General features: G+C 69.8%; 18 protein-coding genes and 1 pseudogene. 10 read left to right on the top strand and 9 right to left on the bottom strand.

Annotated features, from left to right (window positions below; translation table 11 throughout):
- Positions 1-217: 217 nt before the first annotated feature.
- Together KS03_RS04940 and gcvA are read left to right on the top strand one after the other, a co-directional pair.
- Positions 218-1,330, top strand: a complete 1,113-nt coding sequence (locus tag KS03_RS04940; RefSeq protein WP_015877889.1) for an NADH:flavin oxidoreductase/NADH oxidase — start codon at positions 218-220, stop codon at positions 1,328-1,330.
- A gap of 656 nt (positions 1,331-1,986) precedes the next feature.
- Positions 1,987-2,934, top strand: coding sequence for a transcriptional regulator GcvA (gene gcvA, locus KS03_RS04935; RefSeq protein ID WP_015877890.1), 948 nt, complete (start codon positions 1,987-1,989; stop codon positions 2,932-2,934).
- A gap of 57 nt (positions 2,935-2,991) precedes the next feature.
- On the opposite strand, the gene KS03_RS04930 is transcribed toward gcvA, so the two are convergent.
- Together KS03_RS04930 and KS03_RS04925 are read right to left on the bottom strand one after the other, a co-directional pair.
- The gene (locus KS03_RS04930; RefSeq protein WP_017432911.1) at positions 2,992-4,104 is read right to left on the bottom strand and encodes a DUF2817 domain-containing protein; all 1,113 of its coding nucleotides are present in this window, start codon (positions 4,102-4,104) and stop codon (positions 2,992-2,994) included.
- 1,282 nt (positions 4,105-5,386) lie between these two features.
- Entirely contained in the window at positions 5,387-5,947 is a 561-nt protein-coding gene (locus KS03_RS04925) for a hypothetical protein (RefSeq protein WP_127913890.1), read from the bottom strand.
- 81 nt (positions 5,948-6,028) lie between these two features.
- Between KS03_RS04925 and KS03_RS04920 the strand changes: the two genes are divergently transcribed.
- Positions 6,029-6,529, top strand: coding sequence for an MEKHLA domain-containing protein (locus KS03_RS04920; RefSeq protein WP_015877892.1), 501 nt, complete (start codon positions 6,029-6,031; stop codon positions 6,527-6,529).
- A 208-nt stretch (positions 6,530-6,737) separates the two neighbouring features.
- Here KS03_RS04920 and KS03_RS04915 read toward each other — a convergent pair whose 3' ends face one another.
- A complete protein-coding gene (locus tag KS03_RS04915) occupies positions 6,738-7,544 on the bottom strand; it encodes a sulfite exporter TauE/SafE family protein (protein WP_015877893.1) in 807 nt (268 codons plus the stop codon).
- 830 nt (positions 7,545-8,374) lie between these two features.
- Here KS03_RS04915 and KS03_RS04910 point away from each other — a divergent pair.
- Together KS03_RS04910 and KS03_RS04905 are read left to right on the top strand one after the other, a co-directional pair.
- Positions 8,375-8,983: a sigma-70 family RNA polymerase sigma factor gene (locus KS03_RS04910; protein WP_015877895.1), complete on the top strand. Its 609-nt coding sequence runs from the start codon at positions 8,375-8,377 to the stop codon at positions 8,981-8,983.
- Positions 8,980-9,735 (top strand): anti-sigma factor, encoded by a 756-nt coding sequence (locus KS03_RS04905; RefSeq protein ID WP_015877896.1) that lies wholly within the window; start codon positions 8,980-8,982, stop codon positions 9,733-9,735. Before KS03_RS04910 ends, KS03_RS04905 begins: the two co-directional genes overlap by 4 nt.
- Positions 9,736-9,830: 95 nt before the next feature.
- Here the strand turns inward: KS03_RS04905 and KS03_RS04900 are convergent, their stop codons facing one another.
- Positions 9,831-10,925 carry a hypothetical protein gene (locus KS03_RS04900; RefSeq protein WP_234038090.1) on the bottom strand — a complete coding sequence of 365 codons (1,095 nt, stop codon included), beginning with the start codon at positions 10,923-10,925 and terminating at the stop codon, positions 9,831-9,833.
- Positions 10,926-11,066: 141 nt separating this feature from the next.
- Positions 11,067-11,231 carry a hypothetical protein gene (locus KS03_RS31980; RefSeq protein ID WP_153478248.1) on the bottom strand — a complete coding sequence of 55 codons (165 nt, stop codon included), beginning with the start codon at positions 11,229-11,231 and terminating at the stop codon, positions 11,067-11,069.
- Between the two features lie 58 nt (positions 11,232-11,289).
- Here KS03_RS31980 and KS03_RS04895 point away from each other — a divergent pair, with 58 nt between their 5' ends.
- From KS03_RS04895 to KS03_RS33315, 4 genes and pseudogenes are all read left to right on the top strand, one after another.
- Positions 11,290-12,105 (top strand): DUF1295 domain-containing protein, encoded by an 816-nt coding sequence (locus tag KS03_RS04895; protein WP_015877897.1) that lies wholly within the window; start codon positions 11,290-11,292, stop codon positions 12,103-12,105.
- Entirely contained in the window at positions 12,102-13,196 is a 1,095-nt protein-coding gene (locus KS03_RS04890; protein WP_015877898.1) for an SAM-dependent methyltransferase, read from the top strand. The genes KS03_RS04895 and KS03_RS04890 overlap by 4 nt, the downstream gene beginning before the upstream one ends.
- A 42-nt stretch (positions 13,197-13,238) precedes the next feature.
- Positions 13,239-13,862, top strand: coding sequence for a lipocalin family protein (locus KS03_RS04885; protein WP_045678790.1), 624 nt, complete (start codon positions 13,239-13,241; stop codon positions 13,860-13,862).
- A gap of 252 nt (positions 13,863-14,114) precedes the next feature.
- Positions 14,115-14,282: pseudogene (locus tag KS03_RS33315) on the top strand (class I SAM-dependent methyltransferase); the annotation flags it as partial.
- Positions 14,283-14,356: 74 nt separating this feature from the next.
- Here the strand turns inward: KS03_RS33315 and KS03_RS04875 are convergent.
- Both KS03_RS04875 and KS03_RS04870 read right to left on the bottom strand, forming a co-directional pair.
- A complete protein-coding gene (locus KS03_RS04875) occupies positions 14,357-16,075 on the bottom strand; it encodes a pectate lyase (protein ID WP_015877901.1) in 1,719 nt (572 codons plus the stop codon).
- 84 nt (positions 16,076-16,159) lie between these two features.
- A complete protein-coding gene (locus KS03_RS04870; protein ID WP_017423920.1) occupies positions 16,160-16,399 on the bottom strand; it encodes a hypothetical protein in 240 nt (79 codons plus the stop codon).
- A gap of 991 nt (positions 16,400-17,390) precedes the next feature.
- Here KS03_RS04870 and KS03_RS04865 point away from each other — a divergent pair.
- On the top strand, positions 17,391-19,544 hold the full coding sequence (locus tag KS03_RS04865; protein WP_015877902.1) for a glycoside hydrolase family 28 protein: 2,154 nt from the start codon (positions 17,391-17,393) through the stop codon (positions 19,542-19,544).
- A gap of 41 nt (positions 19,545-19,585) precedes the next feature.
- Here KS03_RS04865 and KS03_RS04860 read toward each other — a convergent pair whose 3' ends face one another.
- Both KS03_RS04860 and KS03_RS04855 read right to left on the bottom strand, forming a co-directional pair.
- Positions 19,586-20,785, bottom strand: a complete 1,200-nt coding sequence (locus KS03_RS04860) for a M20 aminoacylase family protein (RefSeq protein ID WP_015877903.1) — start codon at positions 20,783-20,785, stop codon at positions 19,586-19,588.
- A 33-nt stretch (positions 20,786-20,818) separates the two neighbouring features.
- A complete protein-coding gene (locus KS03_RS04855; protein ID WP_015877904.1) occupies positions 20,819-22,156 on the bottom strand; it encodes a DUF3100 domain-containing protein in 1,338 nt (445 codons plus the stop codon).
- Positions 22,157-22,165: the final 9 nt, after the last annotated feature.

Below are 22,165 nucleotides of genomic sequence, written 5' to 3'. Positions count from 1 at the left end.
CCGGCCGGTCTCGGCCCGGCGGCGCGAGCTGCCCGCCTGCCCGCCGCCAAGCCATAAGATATATTTATCAATCAAATAAACAATGGATGGTTTTCATTATGGTTTCGCACATCTACACTCCGTACAAACCCTGATCCGAAAATCGGACCCCATCCGTCCGGATCGATCGTTTCCCTGCGGGGCGCGCGCCCCCGCTTCCGACCGAGAGGCATACCGCATGACCGCATTGTTCACCCCGTTCAGCCTGAAGGACGTCAAGCTGCGCAACCGCATCGCGGTGCCGCCGATGTGTCAGTACAGCGCCGCCGACGGCTTCGTCAACGACTGGCATCTCGCGCACTACACGAGCCTCGCGCGCGGCGGCGCCGGCCTGGTGATCGTCGAGGCCACCGCCGTTGCACCCGAAGGCCGCATCACGCCCGCCTGCACCGGCCTGTGGGACGATGCGCAAATCGAGGGCCTCGCGCGCATCGCCGCCGCGATCAAGGCCGCGGGCGCCGTGCCCGGCATCCAGATCGCGCATGCCGGCCGCAAGGCCAGCGCGAACCGCCCGTGGGAAGGCGACGACCACATCCCGAACGGCGCGCCCGGCGGCTGGCAGCCCCTCTCCCCGTCGGCCGTGCCGTTCGGCGCGCAATTGCCGAAGGTGCCGACCGCGATGACGCTCGACGACATCGCGCGCGTGCGCGCCGATTTCGCCGCCACCGCGCGCCGCGCGCTGGCGGCCGGCTTCGAGTGGCTCGAACTGCACTTCGCGCACGGCTATCTGGCGCAGAGCTTCTTCTCGCCGCACGCGAACCAGCGCGACGACGACTACGGCGGCAGCTGGACCAAGCGCGGCCGCTTCCTGAACGAAACGCTCGCGGCGGTGCGCGAGGTCTGGCCCGAGCGCCTGCCGCTGACGGCACGCTTCGGCGTGATCGAATACGACGGCAACGACGCGGCCACGCTCGACGCCTCGATCAACCTGGCCGGCGACTTCAAGCGCGGCGGCCTGGACCTGCTCAGCGTCAGCATCGGCTTCTCGACGCCGGCCGCGAACATCCCGTGGGGGCCGGCGTTCCTCGCGCCGATCGCCGCGCGCGTAAAGCAGGAGACGGGGCTGCCGGTGGCCTCGGCGTGGGGCATCGATGATCCGGTCATCGCCAACCGCACGGTGGCCGACGCTCAGCTCGACCTGGTGATGGTGGGCCGCGCGCATCTGGCCAATCCACACTGGCCGTATCACGCGGGCAGGAAGCTCGGCGTCGAGCGCCCGTCGTGGGTGCTGCCGGCGCCGTATGCGCACTGGCTCGAGCGCTACGCGCCCGCCACCAACGGCACGGCCTGACGCGCGGTGAGCGCGCGCCGCGCAGACGACAACGGCGGCCCGCGGGCCGCCGTTTGTTTGCCGGCGCGGTGCCGGCGCGCCGCGGTTCGCGCCCGGCCAGCCCTCCAGCTGATGGCCCCAGGAGACGGCGATCGGCGTCTTGCCGCGCAGCGCCGCCGCGGCCGGCAGCGGCCTCCACGGCGAGGCGTCGACCACCGCGAACCCTGAACGGCGAGCTGCCGATGCCGGCCGAGACAGGCGACGCGCAGATGTGGCACGGCCGCACGGACAAGGCAGCGGACAAGCTGGCGCAGGCCGCGCAGGCCAGCCGCACCGTATGCGTCCAGGCCGCGCGGTGCGACCAACACGAACATGCCCGTGCGTCAATAGCTGTTTATAATCCCGCTGGCGTTTTCGCTTCGTCGAGCAATCGCCGAACGAGCGCCGCGGTCATTCATGACGGATCGACGATGAAGTCATGGCACGCCGATGCGAGAGGCCGGCGCACGCCATGCGGCTGCATCCACACGATACGCGCGAGCGGGCGGGGCACGGCCGGCCGCCGCGCATCGCCGATCTCCGTCCCGGCCGGACAGCGCGGCTGGCCCCTATCCGCGTCCGGAGCGGCTTGCCTGCGGCGGCGCGACCGCTCAACTTTCAGGCAAAGTCAGACAAACATGTCGAGTCTGGACACGAACCGATACTCCGCACTGCCTTCGTTACGTGCGCTGCGCTACTTCGTCAGCGTCGGGCGGCACCGCAGCATCAAGATCGCCGCGGAGGAAATCCACGTCACGCCGTCGGCGATCAGCCAGCAGATCGTCAAGCTCGAGGAAGAACTCGGCGTGAGCCTGCTGCAGCGCTCGCCGCGCGGCATCGACATCACGCCGCACGGCAGCCGCTACCTGCAGGAACTGCAGCAGGTGTTCGACCTGATCCTGCGCGCGACCGACCGCCTGCGCAGCAACGCGAACCACACCGACATCGTCACCGTCAGTTGCGCGCACAGCTTCGCGATGCAATGGCTGGTGCCGCGCCTGTCCGATCTCGCGCAGTACGCGCCGTCCGTCGACCTGCGCATCAGCACGACCAACCGCTATGCCGCCTTCATCGACGACCAGATCGATTTCGGGCTGCGCCACGGCACCGGCCGCTACCCGGGGCTCAAGTCCGAACTGCTGCTCGACGATCCGCTCTATCCGATCTGCAGCCCCCGGCTGGTGGAACGGCTCGGGCCGTTCGCGTCGTACCAGGACCTCGCGCGCACCACGCTGCTGCACGACGAGCGCCATAAGGAATGGCTCGGCTGGCTCAGGCATCACGGAGTGGAGGGCGTGCGCGGCGACAAGGGCGCCGTGTTCATCGATTCGAACGGCATGCTGCAGGCCGCGGTCGCCTGCCACGGCGTGGCGCTCGCGCGCCGCTCGATCGTCGCCTCGGAGCTGGCCGACGGACGCCTGACGGTGCTGTTCGACGCGCCGTTCACTCCCGATTACGCCTACTACCTCGTCTATCCGGAGCAGACGCTCGACAATCCGAGCGCACGCGTGTTCCGCGAGTGGCTGATGCAAGCGGTCAAGGGCTCCGGCGTGCGCGGCGCAGCGGCCGACCTCGCACCGGACTGATCGACGGCAGCGGCCGCCGCCCGGCCGCGCCGCGCTCTTGCTTCACACGCTCTTGCTTCATATCGCGCCGGCCGCCACGCCGCGGCCCGCCACGCCGGCGAGCGCCGCGCGCAGCGCGCCCAGGCCACCCTCAAGCGCCGCCGTGCGCCAGTCGTCGCGCGGCACGTCGAAGAACGCGCGCAGCGCGGCCCGCGCGCGCAGCGCCTCGGGCGACTGCCCGAACGGCTCGTCGCGCCACGCCACCGCCTCGGCTCGCAGCGCGGTAATCAGGTCCGGCACCGGATGGGTGCCGATCTCGAGCGCGATCGAGGTCAGCGAGCGGCCGAACAGCCAGCGCCGCCACGCATCGCAGAGCGTGCCGTCGACATCGACCGACACCGCCGCACCAGCCCGCGGCGCGCCGAGCGTCGCGCCGAACCAGGCGCTCGCGCGCGTCAGCGCGGCCGAGCCGGGCGGGTCGAACGACACCGCCTGCACGTCGCCGTAGGAGCCGAGCCCGGTATGCAGGTCCACGAGCGCGACGTCCGATGCGTGGCCGAGGTACTCGTGCACCAGCTCGCCGATCAGTTGTGCGCTCCAGGCCGGCTCGGCGCCGCCGTAGAACAGGCCGTCGGGATGGCGGAACTGGCCGCGCGCGAGCGCCTGCCGGAACGCGGCGATGCCGTGCCGGCCGGCGTAGTCGCGCAGCACCGCGTCGGCTCGTGCGCGGGCCACGGGGTCGCCCTCGCCCGTGAGCAGCGCGTCGTGCAGCGCGTCGTAGCCGGGGTTCTCGGGCAGCGGCGCGCTACGGTCGACGAAGCTGCGATTGAGATCGACGTTGTGCTCGGTGGTGCGTCGGTGCCAAGCGAAGCCGAACGGATTCAGCGCGTGCACCAGCATCACCGCCGTGTCGTCGGGCAGTGCCGCCGCTTCCGGCAGCCGGAGCCAGGCGCACTGAATCGCCGAGCCCGCGAAGCCCTCCACGCCGTGCGTGCCCGACACCACCGTCAGCACGCGCGGCGCCGTGGCCGGACCGAGCCAGGCGACGTCGGTGCTGAGCGTCATGCCGTCCGGCCCGCGCACCGGATTGTGGCGCTGCACGAGCCGCGCGCCGCGCTGCGCCGCCGCCTCGCGAAAGCGCGCGCGCGCCTGCTCGAAATCGCGCGAGAACAATTCGTGCGGCGCAGTCAAGCCACCACCCCGATGCCGGTCGCGCGCAGCCGGCCCACCGCCGGGCCGAACCATGTCATGTCGCGCTCGAAACGCGCGCGGCAACCGGCAGGCACGATACCGTGGCGAAGACCGGCGCCAGGTAGCCCGGAGGCGTCGCATCTCTGGGGCAACGGTCGGCATCGACGGCAGATAGCGGGCGCCGAATGATGGCGCGCGTGGCGCGCGGGCGGGCGGCCGGCGGGACGTGGCACCACGGCCACCCGGACCCGCGCAAGCCCGGCATGATCCGGTGCTTTCGCGAGCGGCCCATCGACGCTCGACACCTCTTCCCGCATAGGCTTGTACTCTCGTTTTCCGCAGGCCCGGCCTCGCGGGTTCTTCCTGCTGTTGCGGGGGCTCTCGTACCCCTTGCTCTATGCCGCGGGTTGCCCTCGCGGCGCTCTCAGGTTCGGGGGCTTTTCGCCCCTCTGTCACGGCTTCGGAACTCGCGTCCCTCGGTGCTCCCGGGCACTGGGAGTCGTCGCTCCCCAAACGCCCAGAATGAATTCGGCAAAGACTCGGTCGACAGCGAATACGGACCGCGTTACGCATTCACCGGCCAGCGATTCGCTGGGCGCATCGGCGGCAATCATCGCAGCCCTGCTTCAATAGATGGGATTGGCCCGCACCGCGAAACGCCGTTCGATCATGCCGGCGTGCCCCCCATGGCCACGATTTCTTCCCGATCGCCGCCATCTCGCGAATCGAAAATAATTACCGCGTCACTCAACAAAGCGGCACAAGCTAAATATCGGTGGGGCAGATTACCAATGCGAAAGTAGCCGAACAAGCGAGATTTTCTTCATCGGCATTAGTTTTACTAACTTCGAAGCTGGGCGATCCAGGCGCGCCGGCAGCTCCGGCAAATCGACGTGAAGCCTTGCCCCGCCTGGCTTATCGGCCGAAGCGGATGACCTCGCGGAAAGTGATGAATGACGATCGGGGAGGCTCCGAAGCCGTCGTGCTTCAAAACCGTGCAATCCAAAGAGGTTTTATATTTATCACTGCGATCGCAGCACAAATACGATTAAGTATTTCACAGCTTTCGCGGATATTTTGATTATTTTTTCAACATTATGCATAACAACCCATCGGCCACGCAAGCGCCGAAATAAAATTCGGACCATCGCGCCGGTACTTTCGCGCGCCCCGTGATTCATCACATCAATTCCCGCAGGCGCATGCCGGCCCCGGCGCCGTGCATTCGGCCACGAACCTGACGAGTCCCGGAAAAATCATCGTAAATATCTACTTAAATCATTCACCACCCAGGAGGCGCCGCCGCCCGCCGGGTCGCCTCGCCGGCCGGAAGCGCCCGCGCCGGCGGCGTGATTCCGTTCGCGTAGAAGCGCACCCGCTTCACCATCATCGGATGGCCGTGCGCGATGAAGCGCATGGCCAAGGTAGCCGCGAGCACGACATCGACGATACCGATCAGGAATGCCAATGAGTCCGGCTGAGTCAGCCCGATCGATTCGCGAATGCACGCCGGCGGCGGTGCTGCGCTGCCCAGGTCGGTCAGCGCCGCGTCGGCGCGGAACGTAATGGCGCCGCGCGACTCGGCGAGCCTCAGATCGCAGTGGAGCAGATCGGCAGGGCTGGCTGGAAGCCTGATCGGATCAGTGCGGCTGCCGGCCCGGTCGGACGGGTTGGGAAATCGCAAGCGCCCGGTCATGGCGGAAGCCCCGCGCTGCAGGCGGTGTTCGCCAAGCGCGGCGCCTCGCCCGGCTCGCATGCGGTGGCGGCAGCAGCGCGGCTGCTCGCCTACAATGATGACGGGCGGCCCGATGCCTACGCGGGCTGCTTTCAGGCGCGCCTTCATCGACGAGGCCACTGTCGCCCGCCCTGCGGCGCCACGCGCCGGCAAAGTTTCGCCCCCACGCCACGCTTCCTCTCGCCAGCCATGACTCGACTCTCGCCGTCGCCGCTTTCGCTCAGCACCGATCCCGCGTTCTTCGCACTGCTCGCGCACAGCTATCGCCGGCTGCTCGGCAAGCCGCTCGCGCCCGACAGCGTGCCGGCCGACCAGCAGGCTGCCTGGCTCTATGAGGCCGCGCCGTTCGGCATTCTCGCGCACGACACGGCGGCCGACCCGGTGTTCGTCTACGGCAACCGGCGCGCGCAGGCCATCTTCGGCTACGACTGGCACGAACTGACCACGCTGCCCTCGCGCCTGTCGGCGGAGCTCCCCGAGCGCAGCGAGCGGCAGGCGTTTCTCGAGCGGGTGACGCGTCACGGCTACGTGGACGACTATCGTGGCATCCGCATCGCGAAGTCGGGCGAGCGATTCTGGATCGAGAACGTCACCGTCTGGCAACTAACCGACGCCGACGGCCGATATCGCGGTCAGGCCGCGCTGCTGCCGAACGTGACGCCGATCGGCACCGCGGCCGACACGCGCTGAGCCGCGCCGCGTCGCGCTTACGGCCAAGGCCGCCGGCGAGCCGGCAGCGGGATCGCGAGGCGCCGAAAGCTGCGCGGAGGTGCGCGGAGGTGCGCGAACTCGCCGGCCGAGCGGCCCCGCATGATTGCCGGGCGAGCCGCACAACGGCCCCTATGCCGCCGGTTCGGCCCCCTCTCGGGCACCGCATGCCCCGGCGCCTCCGCCCGGTTCAGGCGCCGAACGCCGCCTTGGCGAGCAGCCCGAGCGCGACCACGCTCAGCACCGCGGCGAAACCGGCCTGCACGTAGCGGTCGGCGAGCCGGTGCGAGGCGAGACGCCCCGCCAGCATGCCGACCGCCGTGGTGACGCTGAACCAGATCGCGACCTGGGCCGGCACCGGCGTGCCGTGCGCGATGGTCGAGGCGATGCCGCCCACGCCCACCAGCGCGATCACCATCAGCGAGGTGGCCACCACCCCGTGCATCGACACGTTGGTCAGCTTGCGCAGCATCGGCACGATGATGAAGCCGCCGCCCACGCCGAGCAGCCCGGTCATGAACCCGGTGACGGCGCCCGTCGCCGCGAGTGCGAGGGCGGTGCGCGGCGTCCAGGCCAGCCGGCCCGTCTCTGGATTGATGCGGCCGACGCAAAGCGGCGAAGCCTCGGCCTGGGCGCTGCGGCCGGCCCGCACCTGGCGCCACAAGCGCAGCGCCACCACCAGCATCACCGCCGCGAACAGCGCGAGCAGCAGCCGCTGCGGCAGCGCATGGGCGGCACGCACGCCGAGCGAGGTGGCCGGCATGCCCGCGGCTGCCATCAGCAAGGCCGCGCGATAGCGCACCAGCCGCTGCCGGAACGCCTCGAGCGCGCCGATCGCCGCGCTGCCCGACACCGCGATCAACGCCACCGGCGTGGCCTGCTGCATCGGCCAGCCAAGGCCCACCACCAGCGCCGGCACCGCGAGGATGCCGCCGCCCGCACCGGTCAAGCCGAGTACCGCGCCCACCAGCGCGCCGAGAATCAGTGCGGTTTCCATTCAGCGGCTCCGGCGGCGGCCGGCGTGGACATGCGCGAGGGCCGGCGCGGCGGCGGGCCGGCCGGCCTGCGGGCAGGCGGCGGACGAACAACGGCGGCGGGCGGCCGGCGCAGCGGCCTGGGCATCATGGGTCAACACGACTCCTCTCTCTGTGGGGACGACGCCCTGAACGGGCGTGCAACGACGGCACCGCCTATTAACAAGTCGCATGCCAGGCCGAGCCGGGTGCGCCTAAGCGCTTGATTTCGCTTGTGGAGCGCTGGCGGATACGGGCGCCGTATGCCGGCCGCCGCGCGCGAGGCGGGTGCCGACGCCGCCATCGACGGCGATTCGTGGCAGAAAATGGCAGTGATGGCAGTGCTCGGGACGCCTTGGCAGCCGGCCACGCCGTGCATGCGGCGTGCGGCCCGGGTGGCGCGAAAAAATGGGGCATGGCGCGCCCTCGACGCCGGGAACGACGCTTGCTCGCTTTCCGCGCACCGTGACGGCGGGAACCGCCGTCACGGCCGGCCACGCGCGCTGCACAGCCGTCGCTGCACGCCGAAGCGGGGCGCCCGATGCCACGGCGCGCGCCCTCGCCCTGCCCGGCCTGAGTCCGGGGCAAGCCGGCCGCGCCTGCCCGCCTCGTCGCGCACGCCGCGGCGATTTCTCCGCAGTGCCTGCATCCCGCTCGTTTCGACATCCGTATCTATGCAGGCCGATCTTCAGAGAATCCGATCATGCCCGCCGACGCGCGACTCGCCTGCCGAATATCCGGCCCTACAACGGGGGCCGGAATGCTATATTTCGACAGCCTTGTCCGCTCACGCGCTCCGCGCGTTTCGCCCTACATGAACGACACGCCCGGCCGTGCCGAGAATCTCCACCCCGATGACGACGCCCGCGATGCCGGCGCCGCGCGCCGCGAACGCCTGAACCAGCTGCTGGTGAGCGTGGCGCAGGGCGACCAGCAGGCGTTCGCCGAGTTTTATCGCCTGACCTCGTCGCGCATCCACGGCGTGATCGCGCGAATGCTGCACGACGCCGGCGAGGCCGAGGACGTCCTGCAGGAGGTCTACACCAGCGCATGGCGCCGCGCCGACAGCTACGATCCCGCGCGCGCCGGCGCGATGACCTGGCTCGTCACGCTCGCACGCAACCGCGCGATCGACCGGCTGCGCCAGCACCGCGAAGCGGCGCTCGACGATGACGCCGCGCAGGCGCTGCCCGACGAAGACACGCCCTCGCCGGCCGCGCTCGCCGAGGCCAGCCAGGAACGGCGCCGCCTGCAGGGCTGCCTCGACCAGCTAGGGGCGCCGCAGCGCAGCGCCGTGCGCGACGCGTTCTTCAGCGGTGCGACCTACGCGGAACTGGCCGAGCGGCTCGACGTGCCGCTCGGCACCATGAAGAGCTGGATCCGGCGCAGCCTGATGCAGTTGAAGCTGTGCCTCGAACGATGAACACGCCCGCCCATTCCGATCCCGAGCTGCGCTGCGCCGAATACGCGCTCGGCGTGCTCGACGCCGACGCGCGCCGCGCGCTCGAACGCGAGGCCGCGGCCGACCCCTCGCTCGCGGCGACGCTCGCGCGCTGGCAGGCGCGCTTCGCGCCGCTGGCCGAGGACGTGCCGCCGATCGCGCCGCCTGCGCGCGTCTGGACCCGCATCCAGCGCGATCTCGGCTTCCTGCCGGCTCGCGGCAAGGCCGCCGGAGGCGAGCGCGGCGCGGCCGGCTGGTGGAACCATCTCGGCTTCTGGCGCTGGCTCGGCATCGGCGCGAGCCTCGCCACCGTCGCGCTGGTGGCCGTGACGCTGACCACCGCGCGCCACGACGTTCCCGCGCCGGGCGCATCGACGGCGGCCCGGCCGGGCGCCGGCTACATGGTCGCCACCATCGCGCGTGCGGACGGCGTCGCGCACTGGACGGCCACGGTCGACCTGCGGCGCGCGCGGATGGTGTTGGTGCCGGCCGACAAGCCGGCCATCGCCGCGAACCGCTCGACCGAGCTCTGGCTGATTCCGCCGAACGCGAAACCGATTGCGCTCGGCGTGTTCGCGGCCGATACGCCGGCCGCGATGGCGTTGCCGCCTGCAGTCGTCGCTCAGCTCAGCGCACGCGCGGTGCTGGCGGTGTCGGTCGAACCGGTGGGCGGCTCGCCAACCGGCGAGCCGACCGGGCCGGTGATCGCCTCGGGGGCGATGCACGAGGCCTGACGGGGCACGAAGGGCGCTCGCCGGCCACGGCGCCCCCGCCTCGGCCCAGCACCGAGCGGCCGCGCACCGGTGCCGGATCGCAGGGCAGGAGACGGTTACACCTTCAATCTGCTGCTTGGGCCGGGCGCCGGCGGGTCGAGCCGCGAGGCCAGTTGCGCGATCGTCGTCAGGCAGTAATAGAGCTGGCCGTCCCTCACCGCCACCAGCTTCACCCTGGTGTCGCCGCCCTCGCCGCCAGCCAGCCCCGCCAGCCACCGGACGTAGTCCCGGTAATCCGGCAGCGGCAGGCCATGCTCGGCGCTCCCCCAGATCTGGTCGGCAAGCTTGTGCAGTTCCTTGTTTTTCCTCGGCTTGAACTGCTGCAGGGCCTGCCTCTGCTGGCTGCCCTCGAGCCGTTTCCACTCGGCGCGGACCGCCGGGTCGACGAGGTCCGCCTTGTCGGGCTTCAGCTCCCGCAGGACCGATCGAACGCCTTGCTTCACCCAGTCGAAGTACGGCTCGGCCAGCAGCTCGCGTTGCTCATAGCTGTCGAGATGGCGCGGCCGCGGCTGCGGCGCATCGCCGGCCGGATCCGCAGCCGCGTCGCCGGCGGGATCGACGGCCGGCACGGCCCGCTCGGCGTCGGCGGAATCGACGGGATCGGCCGGTTCGGCCATCCCGGGCAGGTTCGCGAACACCGCGAAATGGCATCGATCACCGTTCGCAATCATCTCGGCATCCCCCTGCTGCGGCGTGACCAGCCGGCCCACCGCGCCGATCAGCATTGGCTTGACGTATTCGTCCGAGCGTTTGTCGCGATCGCTCTTGAATTCGAGCAGGAAGAATCGGGCCTGCGTCGACTCGCCGTTCGAGGCGATCAGGTCGCCGAGCCGCTCGGCCGCGCCGTCCAGCTTGTGGATCGCGCCAGGGCCGCCCAGCACGAGCGCCTCGAGGCCGCCCGTCACCGCCGGATCGCCGGGCGCCGATCGTTTCATTATCGATTCGATTCGGCGGCTCCATTGCATGTCTCGAAACGCCAGGATCAGCGTGTCCTCCCATGGCAACCGGTCAGCGGCGATATCTTTATGACCGGACGCGCCGGCCGTCGGGGATTCGTTTTCCTCAACGCCACTCATTTCTTGGCCCCCGTTCGTGGTCTCGACACATCTCGCCGGCAGTGTGCCAGCGCCCGCCGCATCGCGACAAGCCATCGGCGTTGATTCCGCATTCCCCTTCCCCCGTCTTGCCTTTCGGCGATACCGCGTCGCAGCATCAGCGCCGTTGCGGGTGCCCGATCAAGCGCCCGAGCCGCCCATCGCGCCGCGCATCCGCGGCCAGCCATTGCGTCGCCGTCAACGGCGCGGCCGATCCTGCCGCTTTCGGCTGAGCATTCCCCCGTATTGACCTGCGGCCGCACTTAATGAAAATGGAAGCATTCCTTCGCCAGGAGAGGCGATGCGCAGCGTTTTGATTTCACCCGAAGCGAACCGCGCGCCACGCACGCTGATGTTTTGCACGCTGCATCCGGGCCGGCCTGCGCGCCGTATCTCCCCGTTTTCACCTGCGGGAGTTCGCATGCCCATCGCCGCCACCGTCGCGCTCGCCTTCGTGGCCACCAGCGCGGCATTCACAGCCGTCTGGCTTCACCAGTTGCGCTCGCGCAATGCCGGAATGATCGATCCCGTCTGGGCCGCCATGCTCGGCGCGGTGGCCGTCTACGTGGCCGTGGCCGGCACCGGCGCGCCGGCCAGCCGCGCGTTCGTGGCGCTCGCGGGCGGCCTGTGGGGCTTGCGCCTGGCCGTGCATCTGCTGCGGCGCAACGCGGGCCACGCCGAGGACGCGCGCTATCGCGCGCTGCGCGAACAATGGGGCGCGGCCGCGCCCGCGCGCATGTTCGGCTTCTTCCAACTGCAGGCGGTGGTGTCGATGCTGCTCGCGATCGCCTTCCTGGTGCCGGCCTATCGCCCCGAGACGCCGTCGCCGGCGGCATTCGCCGCGGCCGTCGCGATCTGGCTCGCGGCGGTGGCGGGCGAAGCCGCGGCCGACCGCCAGCTGCGCCGCTTCGCGGCCGATCCGGCCCATCGCGGCCAGGTGTGCCGCGTCGGCTGGTGGCGCTATTCCCGGCACCCGAACTACTTCTTCGAATGCCTGCACTGGCTGGCCTACACGGCGCTCGCGATCGGACTGCCGTGGGGCTGGCTCACGCTCGCGCCGCCGTGCCTGATGGCCTGGCTGCTGCTGCGCGTGTCCGGCATCCCGATGCTCGAGGCGCACCTGCAACGCTCGCGAGCCGGCTATCGCGACTATATCCGCACGACGAGCGCGCTCATCCCGTGGCCGCCGCGCGCGGCCGACCATCACGACCCACAGGAACGGAGCCCACGATCATGACAGCGACCACTCTCGATTCGAAATCCGCCGCGGACCGCGACAGCTGGCTGATCCGCTACTGCGAGCGCGGCCGCGTGTCCGATTCGGTGATCCGCGGCGGCATCGCGGCGCTGCTCTGGCAGCGGCTGCGCGCCGAGCACGTCGACGACGACGAGGCGCGCGCCGACGCGCTGAACAGCTTCGTCGAGGAACTGAACCGCAGCCCGATCGCGATCGAAACGCAGGCGGCCAACCGGCAGCACTACGAGATGCCGGCCAGCTTCTTCGCGGCCCATCTCGGCCCGCGCCTCAAGTACTCGTGCTGCTACTTCCCGACCGGCGAGGATACGCTGGCGCATGCCGAGGACGCGATGCTGGCGCTCTACGCCGAGCGCGCCGAGCTGGCCGACGGCCAGCGCATCCTCGATCTCGGCTGCGGCTGGGGGTCGCTCTCGCTGTGGCTGGCCGAGCGCTATCCGGGCTCGCAGATCGTCGGGCTGTCGAACTCGCAGAGCCAGCGCGCGTTCATCGAGCAGCGCGCGGCCGAGCGCGGCCTGACGAACCTGAAGATCGTCACGGGCAACGTCGTCGATTTCGAATTCGCGCCCGCCGAGGCGCGCTTCGACCGCGTGCTGTCGATCGAGATGTTCGAGCACATGAAGAACTATCGCGCGCTGCTGGCGAAGATCTCGCACTGGCTCGACGACCAGGGCAAGCTGTTCGTCCACCTGTTCGCGCACCGGCTGGTGGCTTATCACTTCACGGCACGCGACAGCAGCGATTGGATGTCGCGCCATTTCTTCACGGGCGGCACGATGCCTTCGGCGGACCTGCTGCTGCGCTTCCAGGACCATCTGCGCGTCGAGCGGCAATGGTGGCTCAACGGCACGCATTACGCGCGCACCGCCAACCACTGGCTGGCCTCGCTCGACGCTGCGCACGAGCAGATCATGCCCGCGCTGCGCGAAACCTTCGGCGACGACGCGCCGATCGTGTTCCAGCGCTGGCGCATGTTCTACATGGCGGTGGCGGGGCTGTTCGGGTTCCGGCGCGGCCGCGAATGGGGCGTCGCGCATTACCTGTTCGACAAGCGTGCGGCGCTCGGCGCCTGAGCCCGGCAGCCCATGAGTGACGGCGACGGTGACGGCGCGACCATGACGAGCCCGGCCCGCCCGGCGGGCGCGCCGGCCGAGCCGGCCCGGCGCCGCGCGCTGCTCGCGCTGGCGGCCGCGCCGGCCTTGCTCGGCGCGGCCTGCCACGACGCGCCGCGCAACCCGAATCCCCGCGCCGACGTGCCGCTGGTGCCGGTGCCGGTGGACCTGCCGCGCTACATGGGGCGCTGGTACGTGATCGCGCACCTGCCGTACTGGGCCGAGCGCGGCTTCGTGGCGAGCCGCGCGGAATGGACGCTGCGTCCCGACGGCCGGATCGACGACCGCTTCATCGCGCGACGCGGCTTCGACGGCCCGGAGCGCCGCTTCCACTTCGTCGATACCGCGCTGCCCGGCGGCGGCGAATGGCGCGTGCGGCTGCTCTGGCCGATCCACGTGTCCCAGCTGACGCTGTTCGTCGACCCCGACTATCGCACCACGCTGCTCGGCTATCGCGGCAAGCACCTCGGCTGGGTGTTCGCGCGCGAGCCCGAACTCGACGACGCGACCTACCGCGGGCTGCTCGCGCGCTTCGACACCTTCGGCTACGACACCTCGCGCTTCCTGCGCGTGCCGCAGAAACGCGAGCAGCTCGGGCGGGAAGGCTTCGAGCCCGCAGCCGGCTGAGCTCGCGCGCCGCGGCCACGCATCCTCCGTCACTTGCCGACTCCGAGGCCTGTCCATAACCTGCTGCGCACCCTGACGTCCCGTTCCGTCGTCCCCGTCACGGGCCGCCTGCTGCTCGCCCTGCTCGCGCGCATCCGGGCCGGCCACCCGACGCTGGCGACGCCCGACGGCGGGCATCAGCTGTTCGGCGATCCGCACGCGAGGCCCGCGGCCGCGCTGCGGATGCTGGACTGGTGCGCCTGCCGCGCGATCCTGCGGGCCTGGCAGCAGGCCTTCGTCGCGCGACGCGACGCGGTCCGCACCCAGGGTTTCGACGAAGTCTTCATCCGCACCTGGCGGCGCTACCTGATGTATTGCGAGGCGGCCTTCGCCGAGCGCAAGACCGACGTGATGCATTACGTCGTCGGCCGGCAGGGCTGACGGCCTCGACGCGAAGCGGGCCGCCGCGCGAGCGATGCCCGCGCGCGCGGCGCAGGCCCGCCCCCGCAGGGGCGTTACGGAGCAGGCGTCCAGCCCGCGTTGTTGTTCCATGAGGCGAACACCTTCGCACGCGTATTCAGCCCGCTCAAGTCGGCACCCGTCGTGGCGACGACCGAATTGCGGCCGCTCGTGCTCAGCGCGTGGCCCGACGCATCCAGGCTGCCCGTCTCGCGCCAGCCCGCGGCGGCGGTCGGCGACGCCGGGTTGGGCGTGGGGTTCGTGTACCAGCCGTCCGCCGCGACATGCGTGCCCATCCTGGTGCCGATGTAGGCTACGTCGTCGCAGCCGAGATTGGCATTGCCGAAGCTGCCGCTGCCGGTGTACGCGGTGGTGCAGTAGGCCGGCGAGGCCAGGCCGCCCGAGCGCGCCAGATAGGTGGCGCCCGCCGGCACCGCGGCATCGGCCGTCAGCGTGCCGTCGAGCACCACGAAGCCGGGGAAGCCGTAGGCCGCGCGCGACTGGAACACGTAGCCGCCCGAGGTGGGCGTGACCGGATCGGCCACGGTATGCAATTCGCTCTGCTCGAACAGCGCCGCATACGGCGAGCCCCAGATGAAATCGACGTCGCCGGCGATCAGCGACTGGTAGAACCACGCCCAGCCCTTGAGCTGCAGCGTGTCCTGCGCGCTCAGGAAGGTCATCTGCGTGGCGCTGAGGCGGCTGCCGTTCAGGGTGGCGCTGTTGTAGTAGATCGCCTCGGCCTGATTGTTGTCGACGGCGCGCTTCACGTGCGAATTCTGCAGCGTGAAGTTCGTCAGCTTCAGCAGGTCGGCGCCTTCCACGAGGAACACCGAGCGGCCGCCGCCGAGGCTGCGGCGCGTGCCGCTGCCCTCGGTGGTCAGCGTGCTCTGCGGGGCAGTCCTGCTGCCGCCGGTGGACGGGTTGTAGGACTCGTAGTTGTCGTCGTAGACGACCACGCCCGTGCGGCTCTGGCCCGCGATCGTCAGGTTGTTCACGTTGCGCAGGAACAGTTGCTCGTTGTAGCTGCCGTTCGCGATCGTGATGGTCTTGGCATCGTTCGCGTTGGTGCAGGTCACGCAGCCGTTCTGCATGATCCAGTCGAGCGCGCCCTGCACGCTGCGGAAATCGCTCGTGCCGCTGGCGGCAACCGTGACGGCCGTGGGCGAGCGCGGCGCGGCATGGGTCTGGAACGCCCATGCCGTCGGCGAAGCGATGCCGGCAAAGGCCTTGCCGCCGATCCTGCCGTTCAGCACGCCGTTGTCGACGCTCACGTAGTAGCGCGTGCCGTAGGCGAGCACGCCGTCGTGCAGGCGCACCGTCGCGGTATTGCCGGAGATCGTGACCGGCGTGTAGTACACGTAGCGCCATTGCGTGAGCGAGCCGACGTTGTTGCCGAGCTTGTCGATCTCCGTGTTGGCGGCCGGCATGTAGGTCTGGGTTTCGCCGCCGGCGGTGACGGGCGCGCCGCTGATGTCGATGGTGTCCGCCACGCTGCCGTCCGAGGCGCGCATCACCTTGATCCGCCCGCTGGTGCCGAGCGTGGGCGGCGCATCGAAGGTGATCGACAGGCGCGTATCCGCGCAGGCGGCCGTCTCGCCGTTGGCCGGCACGAAGGCGGACGTCGCCGCCGCGGCCACGGAGTCGGTCCCGGTGGCGGTGGCCGCGGTCGCGCTGTTTGCGCCGACGCCAGGGCCCGACGGCGCCGCGTCGCCGCCGCAGGCCGCCAGCACGATCGTGGCGGGCATCAAAAGGAACGTGATGGTGCGACGCATGTCATCCCCTGCTTGGCTTGATGGAATCGGTTGGAAGAAAACGGCTCGGCGATGCCGCGGCTCCGCTGGCCGCGGCGGTGCAGCTCAGTGGATCGAGATCGGCGCGTTGGCGGCGGGGAAGTCGACGAAGGCGCTGCTGCAGTCGTAGCCGGTGCCCGAGCCGGTGCGCTGCTCGGCCACGCTGACCTGATTGCTGCCGTCGGCCCCCAGCAGCAGGCTCGCGAACGACACCGGGCCGGGCCCCATCGTCAGGCTCAGGTACGACGGCACCGCGAACGCGAGCGCGGCGCCGCCGCACTCCGTCAGCGCGGCCGTCAGTGCCACACCCGCGCATCGGCTCCAAGCGCGCCGGCGTGTCGACAAGGATTGCATCATGGACCGGTCTCTCCCTGCCCGAGGCCCGACGGCCCGCGGCTTTATTCGTTGTACGGATCAATGGTTCGGAACGAACGGCCATCCCGGCCTTCGCGATACGACGGCGGCTATCGTTTATCTATTACGACGTCATATAACAAAAACGGCACTCGACGGCGCTCGACGGCACTCGACGGCACTCGACGGCGCGCCCCCCCGGCCCCGCGACCTCGCGGCTCGGGCGGCTCGTTCGCCTGGTTTGTCCATCGAACGAGGCAGGAAGACAAACCTCTGCCATGCAAACACTGCCGGCCGACTCAGCGCAGGCGGCTTGCGTGAAAGGCAGGCCCGGGACCATGGAGATAACAATGATTTCTCCGATGTCATCGGATAACTGAAATCGTAGAAGTTAGAACGCGGACGCAACAAGTCCGGGCTTTCCCTAGCCCGTCATTCGTCCAAAGGTCTTTCGTTTCGCGCATTTTCGGCCATGACGTCCGTTCTCGGGCGGCCCGGCCTGCAGCGGCCAGCAGCGTCCTTTAACATCCGACATCAGATCACATACCTTTCAAAAATCCATCATTCAATTAGCGGATGCTTCGGTATATACCCGTATCGGTAGTCAATCCCGGCGCCGTGATTCTGATCTCGGAAAATCATGCGCTGTCTGGGGCTCGATTCATGAAACGATTTTCCGTTTTATCGTGCGTGCGCGTTCGGCCCGGGCCGAACCACCTTCCAGCGGGGCGACCGATGTCTTTCATTTTTTTATCTCTCGTTATAGGATGACTGATGATAAGGTCATCATTCAGTTATCCGGATGAACCGTCCTTTTCGACCCGGGCGGCGCTGCGCAACGGCATCCTGACAAGCCGGCGGCGCGATCGCACGGCATGTCGTCAGCAAATCCATACCAACCCGGCATCGTCATCGCGCGATGCCCAGACAGGAGACAGCTTCCATGGGACCCTCATCACGGACGCGCGCGCCGCGCCTGCTGTGCCTGCTCGCCGCCGCGCTGGCGACGGCCGCCGCGCTCGGTGCATGCGGCGGCGACGCCGACACGCCCGCCGTCGCCACCGGCACGGGCACGCCCTCCGTTGCCAATGGCGTGTTCCAGGTCGGCACCACGACCTCGGATGCGAACCTGCCGGCCGAGCCGAGCCTGCCCACCGACGCGCAGGTCTGCAGCACGCTGGAGGCGAGCAACACGCTGGTGAGCCGCCCGGACGGCTCCTTGCCGCCCGAGGCCGATCCTTCCGTGGCGGGCGTCGGCAAGGCGGTGTCGCCCGCCACGGCCAACCCCGATCAGGCGCGCATCCAGGCCGCGCTCGACGCCTGCGGCGCCGCGGTGGACGCGCAAGTGGGAGCGGCCATCGCGGCCGCAGACGCGTCGGCGACCGCCGCGCAAAAGGCCGCCGCCGTCGCGAACGTGAACATCTCGGGCGCCTCCGGCGAGGAGCTGGCCAAGCCCGCCTACCGCGCCAGCAAGTTCGCCGTGCGCCTGGTGGTCAGCAGCAGCGGCGCCGGCAACGGCTTCATCAGCGGCCCGCTGACGCTGCCCTCGGGCGTGACGCTGTGGATCGACAAGGGCGTGACGCTGTACGCCTCGCGCGACGTGAAGGCCTATGCGCCGACGGCCGCCGGCCCCTACTGCGCCAACACCGCCGTCAGCGCCACCAAGGCCGGCAGTTCGTCGAACTGCCTGGCGCTCATCACCGGCACCAACCTGGTCAACTCGGCGGTGGTCGGCGACGGCCGCATCGACGGGCGCGGCTACGCGGAGATCGTCACGTCCGATGCGAAATACCCGCTGATGAAGGTGGACCTCACCTGCTCGAACACCTATGCCGCCTACAAGACCGGCACGGTGGCGCCCGACGGCACGCCCTGCGATGACGGCGGCACGGTGGTGGACTCGAAATCCTCGGTGCGCAACATGAGCTGGTGGGATCTGGCCTACCTCGGCAACATGGTGCAGAACGGCACCACCGGCACGGCGTCGCAGTCCAACTTCCGGCTAATGGTGTTCAACTACGCGAAGAACCTGACGCTGTATCGCATCACGCTCAACAACAGCCCGAACTTCCACGTGGTGCCGAGCGGCGTCGACGGCCTGACGGTCTGGGGCGTGAAGGTGCAAACGCCGACCCTGGCCGCGTTCGCGAACCCGGCCGGCAACGGCAATCCGCTCTATACCGGCCAGACCTTCGGCGAGGACAACGTCAAGAACACCGACGCCTTCGATCCCGGCTCGGCCTCGAAGGCCACCTCGGCGGCCCTTTCGACGGGCAGCACGACGAACTCCGCCGCCGGCGCGATCTCGTTCGACGGCTACCTGAAGAACTTCGTGTTCGCCTACAACTACGTGAGCACCGGCGACGACGACATCGCCCTCAAGGGCAGCAGCAACCCGTCGCCGGCCGGCTCGGGCCTGTTCGGCGTGGACGGCAACCGCAACGTGCGCGCGGATCGCAAATGGGGCATCGTGATCGCCCATAACCACATCTACTGGGGGCACGGCATCTCGATCGGCAGCGAGACCAACGCGGGCGTGACGAACGTGCAGGTCTACGACAATTCGTTCTGGGATTCGGAGGAAGGGCTGCGCATCAAGTCCGACTATGCGCGCGGCGGCGAGGTGAGCAACATCCACTACGCGAACATCTGCATTCGCGACGCCACCAACGCGCTGCTCTTCACGCCGTACTACAGCACGAAGGCGCTGCCGGCCAGCGGCCCGCTGTACCCGAATTTCCACGACATCTCGATCTCGAACGTGGTGATCACGGGCTCGGCCGGCGTCAAGCTGCAAGGCTTCGAGGCGAACACCGGCGGCTTCGGCGAGCCGGCCTTCCCGCTCGTGATGACGCTGACCAACGTGCTGGCCGATTCGCCGGACAACATCTCGGTGATCTCGTCCGATGCCAACCTGACGCTGCAGAACGTGAACCTGCCGATCTTCGCCTCGGCCGCGAACCGCGTCGTGCTGAACGGCGCCGCCAACCACGCCCTGACCAGCAGCGGCGTGCTCGATTGCAGCAAGGCGTTCGTCGACTTCCCGGGCATCGATCAGTCGAATCCGTTCGGCACCACCTGGGCGCCTTCCTTGTAGGCGCGAGGCGAGGCGGCATGCCCGCGCCCCGCGCGGGCCGCTCAGCCCGGCACCGGCGCCAGGAACCGCTCCACCAGCCGCACGAAATAGCTGGCGCCCACCGGCAGCAGCGCGTCGTTGAAGTCGTAGCTGGCGTTGTGCAGCAGGCAAGGCCCGCCGCCATGCCCCATCGCGCGGTGCTCGCCCGTGCCGTTGCCGATGAACGCATAGCAGCCGGGCCGCTCGCGCAGCATGAACGAGAAATCCTCGGCGGCCATGGTCGGCTCGGCCGCCGCGTCGACGTGCTCGTCGCCCACCAGCTCGCGCATCACGCCGGCCGCGAAGGCGGTCTGCGCGGCGTCGTTGACGGTGGCCGGATACTGGTGCGTGAACTCCACCTCGCTCTCGCACTCGAACGCCGCCGCGGTAGCGGCCACCACCGCGCGCATGCGCCGCTCGATCAGCCCGAGCGTGGCATCGGAGAAGGTCCGCACGGTGCCGCCTAGCCATGCATCGGTGGGCACCACGTTCATCGCCTCGCCGGCATGGATCTGCGTGACCGACAGCACCGCGCCTTCGATCGGATTGCGATTGCGCGTGACGATGCCCTGCAGCGCGCTCAGCACCTGCCCGGCCGCGAACACCGGGTCGCGGCCCAGATGCGGCATCGCCGCGTGGCAGCCGGCACCGCGCAGCGTGATGCGGAACAGGCTGGTGGAGGCCATCAGCGGCCCGGGGCGCACCGCGAAATCGCCGGCCGCGATGCCGGGCCAGTTGTGCAGCCCGAACACGGCATCCACCGGAAAGCGCGCGAACAGGCCATCCTCGATCATCGCGCGCGCGCCGCCGCCCGCCTCCTCGGCCGGCTGGAAGAACAACTGCACGGTGCCGTCGAACTCGCCCTCGCGCGCCAGATGGCGGGCCGCACCGAGCAGCATCGCGGTGTGGCCGTCGTGGCCGCATGCGTGCATCGCGCCGGCCACCGTCGAGCGGTGCGCGAAGTCGTTGGCCTCCTGCACCGGCAGCGCGTCCATGTCGGCGCGCAAGCCGATCGCGCGCGGGCTGGTGCCGCGCCGCAGCGTGCCCACCACGCCGCTGCGACCGACGCCGCGCGTGACCAGGTAGCCCCAGCCCTCGAGCCGTGCGGCGACGAGTTCGGCGGTGCGCAACACGTCATAGCCGATCTCGGGATGGGCGTGGATGTCGCGGCGGATCGCCTGCAGTTCGGCCGCGTCGGCCTGGATGGATTCGATCAGTTTCATGCGGGAGTCCTTGAGGTCTTGCCGGGCGGCCGCTCAGATGTGGAACAGCTGCGCGACCAGCGTGGCACCGAGGAAGGTGCCGGCGTTCGCGACGAACGACACCACCACGATGCGCCAGCCGAGCCGGCGGAACGCCGGGATGTCCTTGGCGATCGACAGGCCGGCGAACGCGAGCATCGGCGTGGTCACGCCGAGGAAATCGTTGTGCGAGCTGAACCCGGCGATCTGCGTGGCCCACGGGCACCACGGCGAGGTCAGGAACATCGCCACCACCGATACCCAGCAGACGGCCGGAATCCGGCGCCCGGTCACGCGCGCGAGCGCCTCGCCCACGATCGTCGCGGCCACCATGATGGCGATCCCGGGCAGGCCGGCGAGCGGCGTGGTGCCATGGGTGATCCAGTCGCAGACGAGCGCCATCGCGGCCGTCGCGACCCACGCCAGCAGATAGCCGCCATAGCCGAGCTTCGGCGCCTCGGTGCGCACCTCGCCGAGCGCGGGCGCCGCATCGGCCGCGGCCTGGCGCGACGCCTTCGTGGTGCGGCCGATCAGCGGCTCGAGCACGCGATAGCCCCACACCGCGAGCGGCAGCGAGATGAACAGCGTGAAGTAGGTGCCGATGGTGGTGGTGATCAGGTTGCTGGCCGCCGCGAACGCGAGCACCGCCTTGGCCGTCTGCGCGTCCTGCTGCGCGGCGATCGCGCCCGAGGCCGCCGCCATCATGCTGCCCGAGCCGACGCCCGAGCCCATCGCCAGCGCGAGCGGATCGAAGATGCCGAGGCTCGTGACGAAGCCGGCGAAGATCGCGATGAACACGGCGCCGAACACGGTGCCGGTCAGGTATTCGGCCAGCACGCCGCGGCCCTCGGCCGAATCCATTCCGTACTTCTCGCCGATGATGGCGAGGCTCGGCTCGCGGCCCACCGAGAAGGTCGCGCCGATCGCCTCGCGCTTGATGCCGAGCACGAGCGCGAGCGGCAGGCCCAGCAGCAGCGTGCCGACGAAGTGGCCGAACTCCTGGAACGCGAGCGCCCAGCCGGCCGCGGCGAGCTTCGGCAGCGCGCTGCCCACCATCAGCCCCAGCTTCGAGACGAACAGCAGCAGCGCCGGCTGCAGGATCGCCGCCGCGAAGAACTGATCCGACACGTCGAGCCGCGCGGCGCTGCGCCAGCGCGAGCCCGCCAGCCCGAGCGCGGCCCCCAGCAGCAGCGCCCAGATCATCGGCAGCAGCACCACCTTGCCCGGTCCCACCTTGAACGCGAACGCGCCGATCCATTCCGCCACCAGCAGGATGCCGGCCGCGTAAAGCAATACCTTCGCGCTGCGCGCGCCGCCGAACGCGTGACGTTCGATCCCCAGTGCCTGTGCCATCTTCCGTCT

This window comes from Burkholderia glumae LMG 2196 = ATCC 33617 (assembly GCF_000960995.1).
Lineage (GTDB): Bacteria > Pseudomonadota > Gammaproteobacteria > Burkholderiales > Burkholderiaceae > Burkholderia > Burkholderia glumae.
The sequence above is the reverse complement of the archived record's forward strand: the minus strand, read 5'-3'. Positions and strand labels throughout refer to the sequence as shown.

Coding starts and splice junctions, on each gene's coding strand:
- KS03_RS04855 (WP_015877904.1), bottom strand. CDS start 22,156: ATGGCACAGGCACTGGGGATCGAACGTCACGCGTTCGGCGGCGCGCGC.
- KS03_RS04895 (WP_015877897.1), top strand. CDS start 11,290: ATGCCCATCGCCGCCACCGTCGCGCTCGCCTTCGTGGCCACCAGCGCG.
- gcvA (WP_015877890.1), top strand. CDS start 1,987: ATGTCGAGTCTGGACACGAACCGATACTCCGCACTGCCTTCGTTACGT.
- KS03_RS04865 (WP_015877902.1), top strand. CDS start 17,391: ATGGGACCCTCATCACGGACGCGCGCGCCGCGCCTGCTGTGCCTGCTC.
- KS03_RS04910 (WP_015877895.1), top strand. CDS start 8,375: ATGAACGACACGCCCGGCCGTGCCGAGAATCTCCACCCCGATGACGAC.
- KS03_RS04890 (WP_015877898.1), top strand. CDS start 12,102: ATGACAGCGACCACTCTCGATTCGAAATCCGCCGCGGACCGCGACAGC.
- KS03_RS04875 (WP_015877901.1), bottom strand. CDS start 16,075: ATGCGTCGCACCATCACGTTCCTTTTGATGCCCGCCACGATCGTGCTG.
- KS03_RS04885 (WP_045678790.1), top strand. CDS start 13,239: ATGACGAGCCCGGCCCGCCCGGCGGGCGCGCCGGCCGAGCCGGCCCGG.
- KS03_RS04920 (WP_015877892.1), top strand. CDS start 6,029: ATGACTCGACTCTCGCCGTCGCCGCTTTCGCTCAGCACCGATCCCGCG.
- KS03_RS04905 (WP_015877896.1), top strand. CDS start 8,980: ATGAACACGCCCGCCCATTCCGATCCCGAGCTGCGCTGCGCCGAATAC.
- KS03_RS04915 (WP_015877893.1), bottom strand. CDS start 7,544: ATGGAAACCGCACTGATTCTCGGCGCGCTGGTGGGCGCGGTACTCGGC.
- KS03_RS04900 (WP_234038090.1), bottom strand. CDS start 10,925: ATGGCTTGTCGCGATGCGGCGGGCGCTGGCACACTGCCGGCGAGATGT.
- KS03_RS04925 (WP_127913890.1), bottom strand. CDS start 5,947: ATGAAGGCGCGCCTGAAAGCAGCCCGCGTAGGCATCGGGCCGCCCGTC.
- KS03_RS04940 (WP_015877889.1), top strand. CDS start 218: ATGACCGCATTGTTCACCCCGTTCAGCCTGAAGGACGTCAAGCTGCGC.
- KS03_RS04860 (WP_015877903.1), bottom strand. CDS start 20,785: ATGAAACTGATCGAATCCATCCAGGCCGACGCGGCCGAACTGCAGGCG.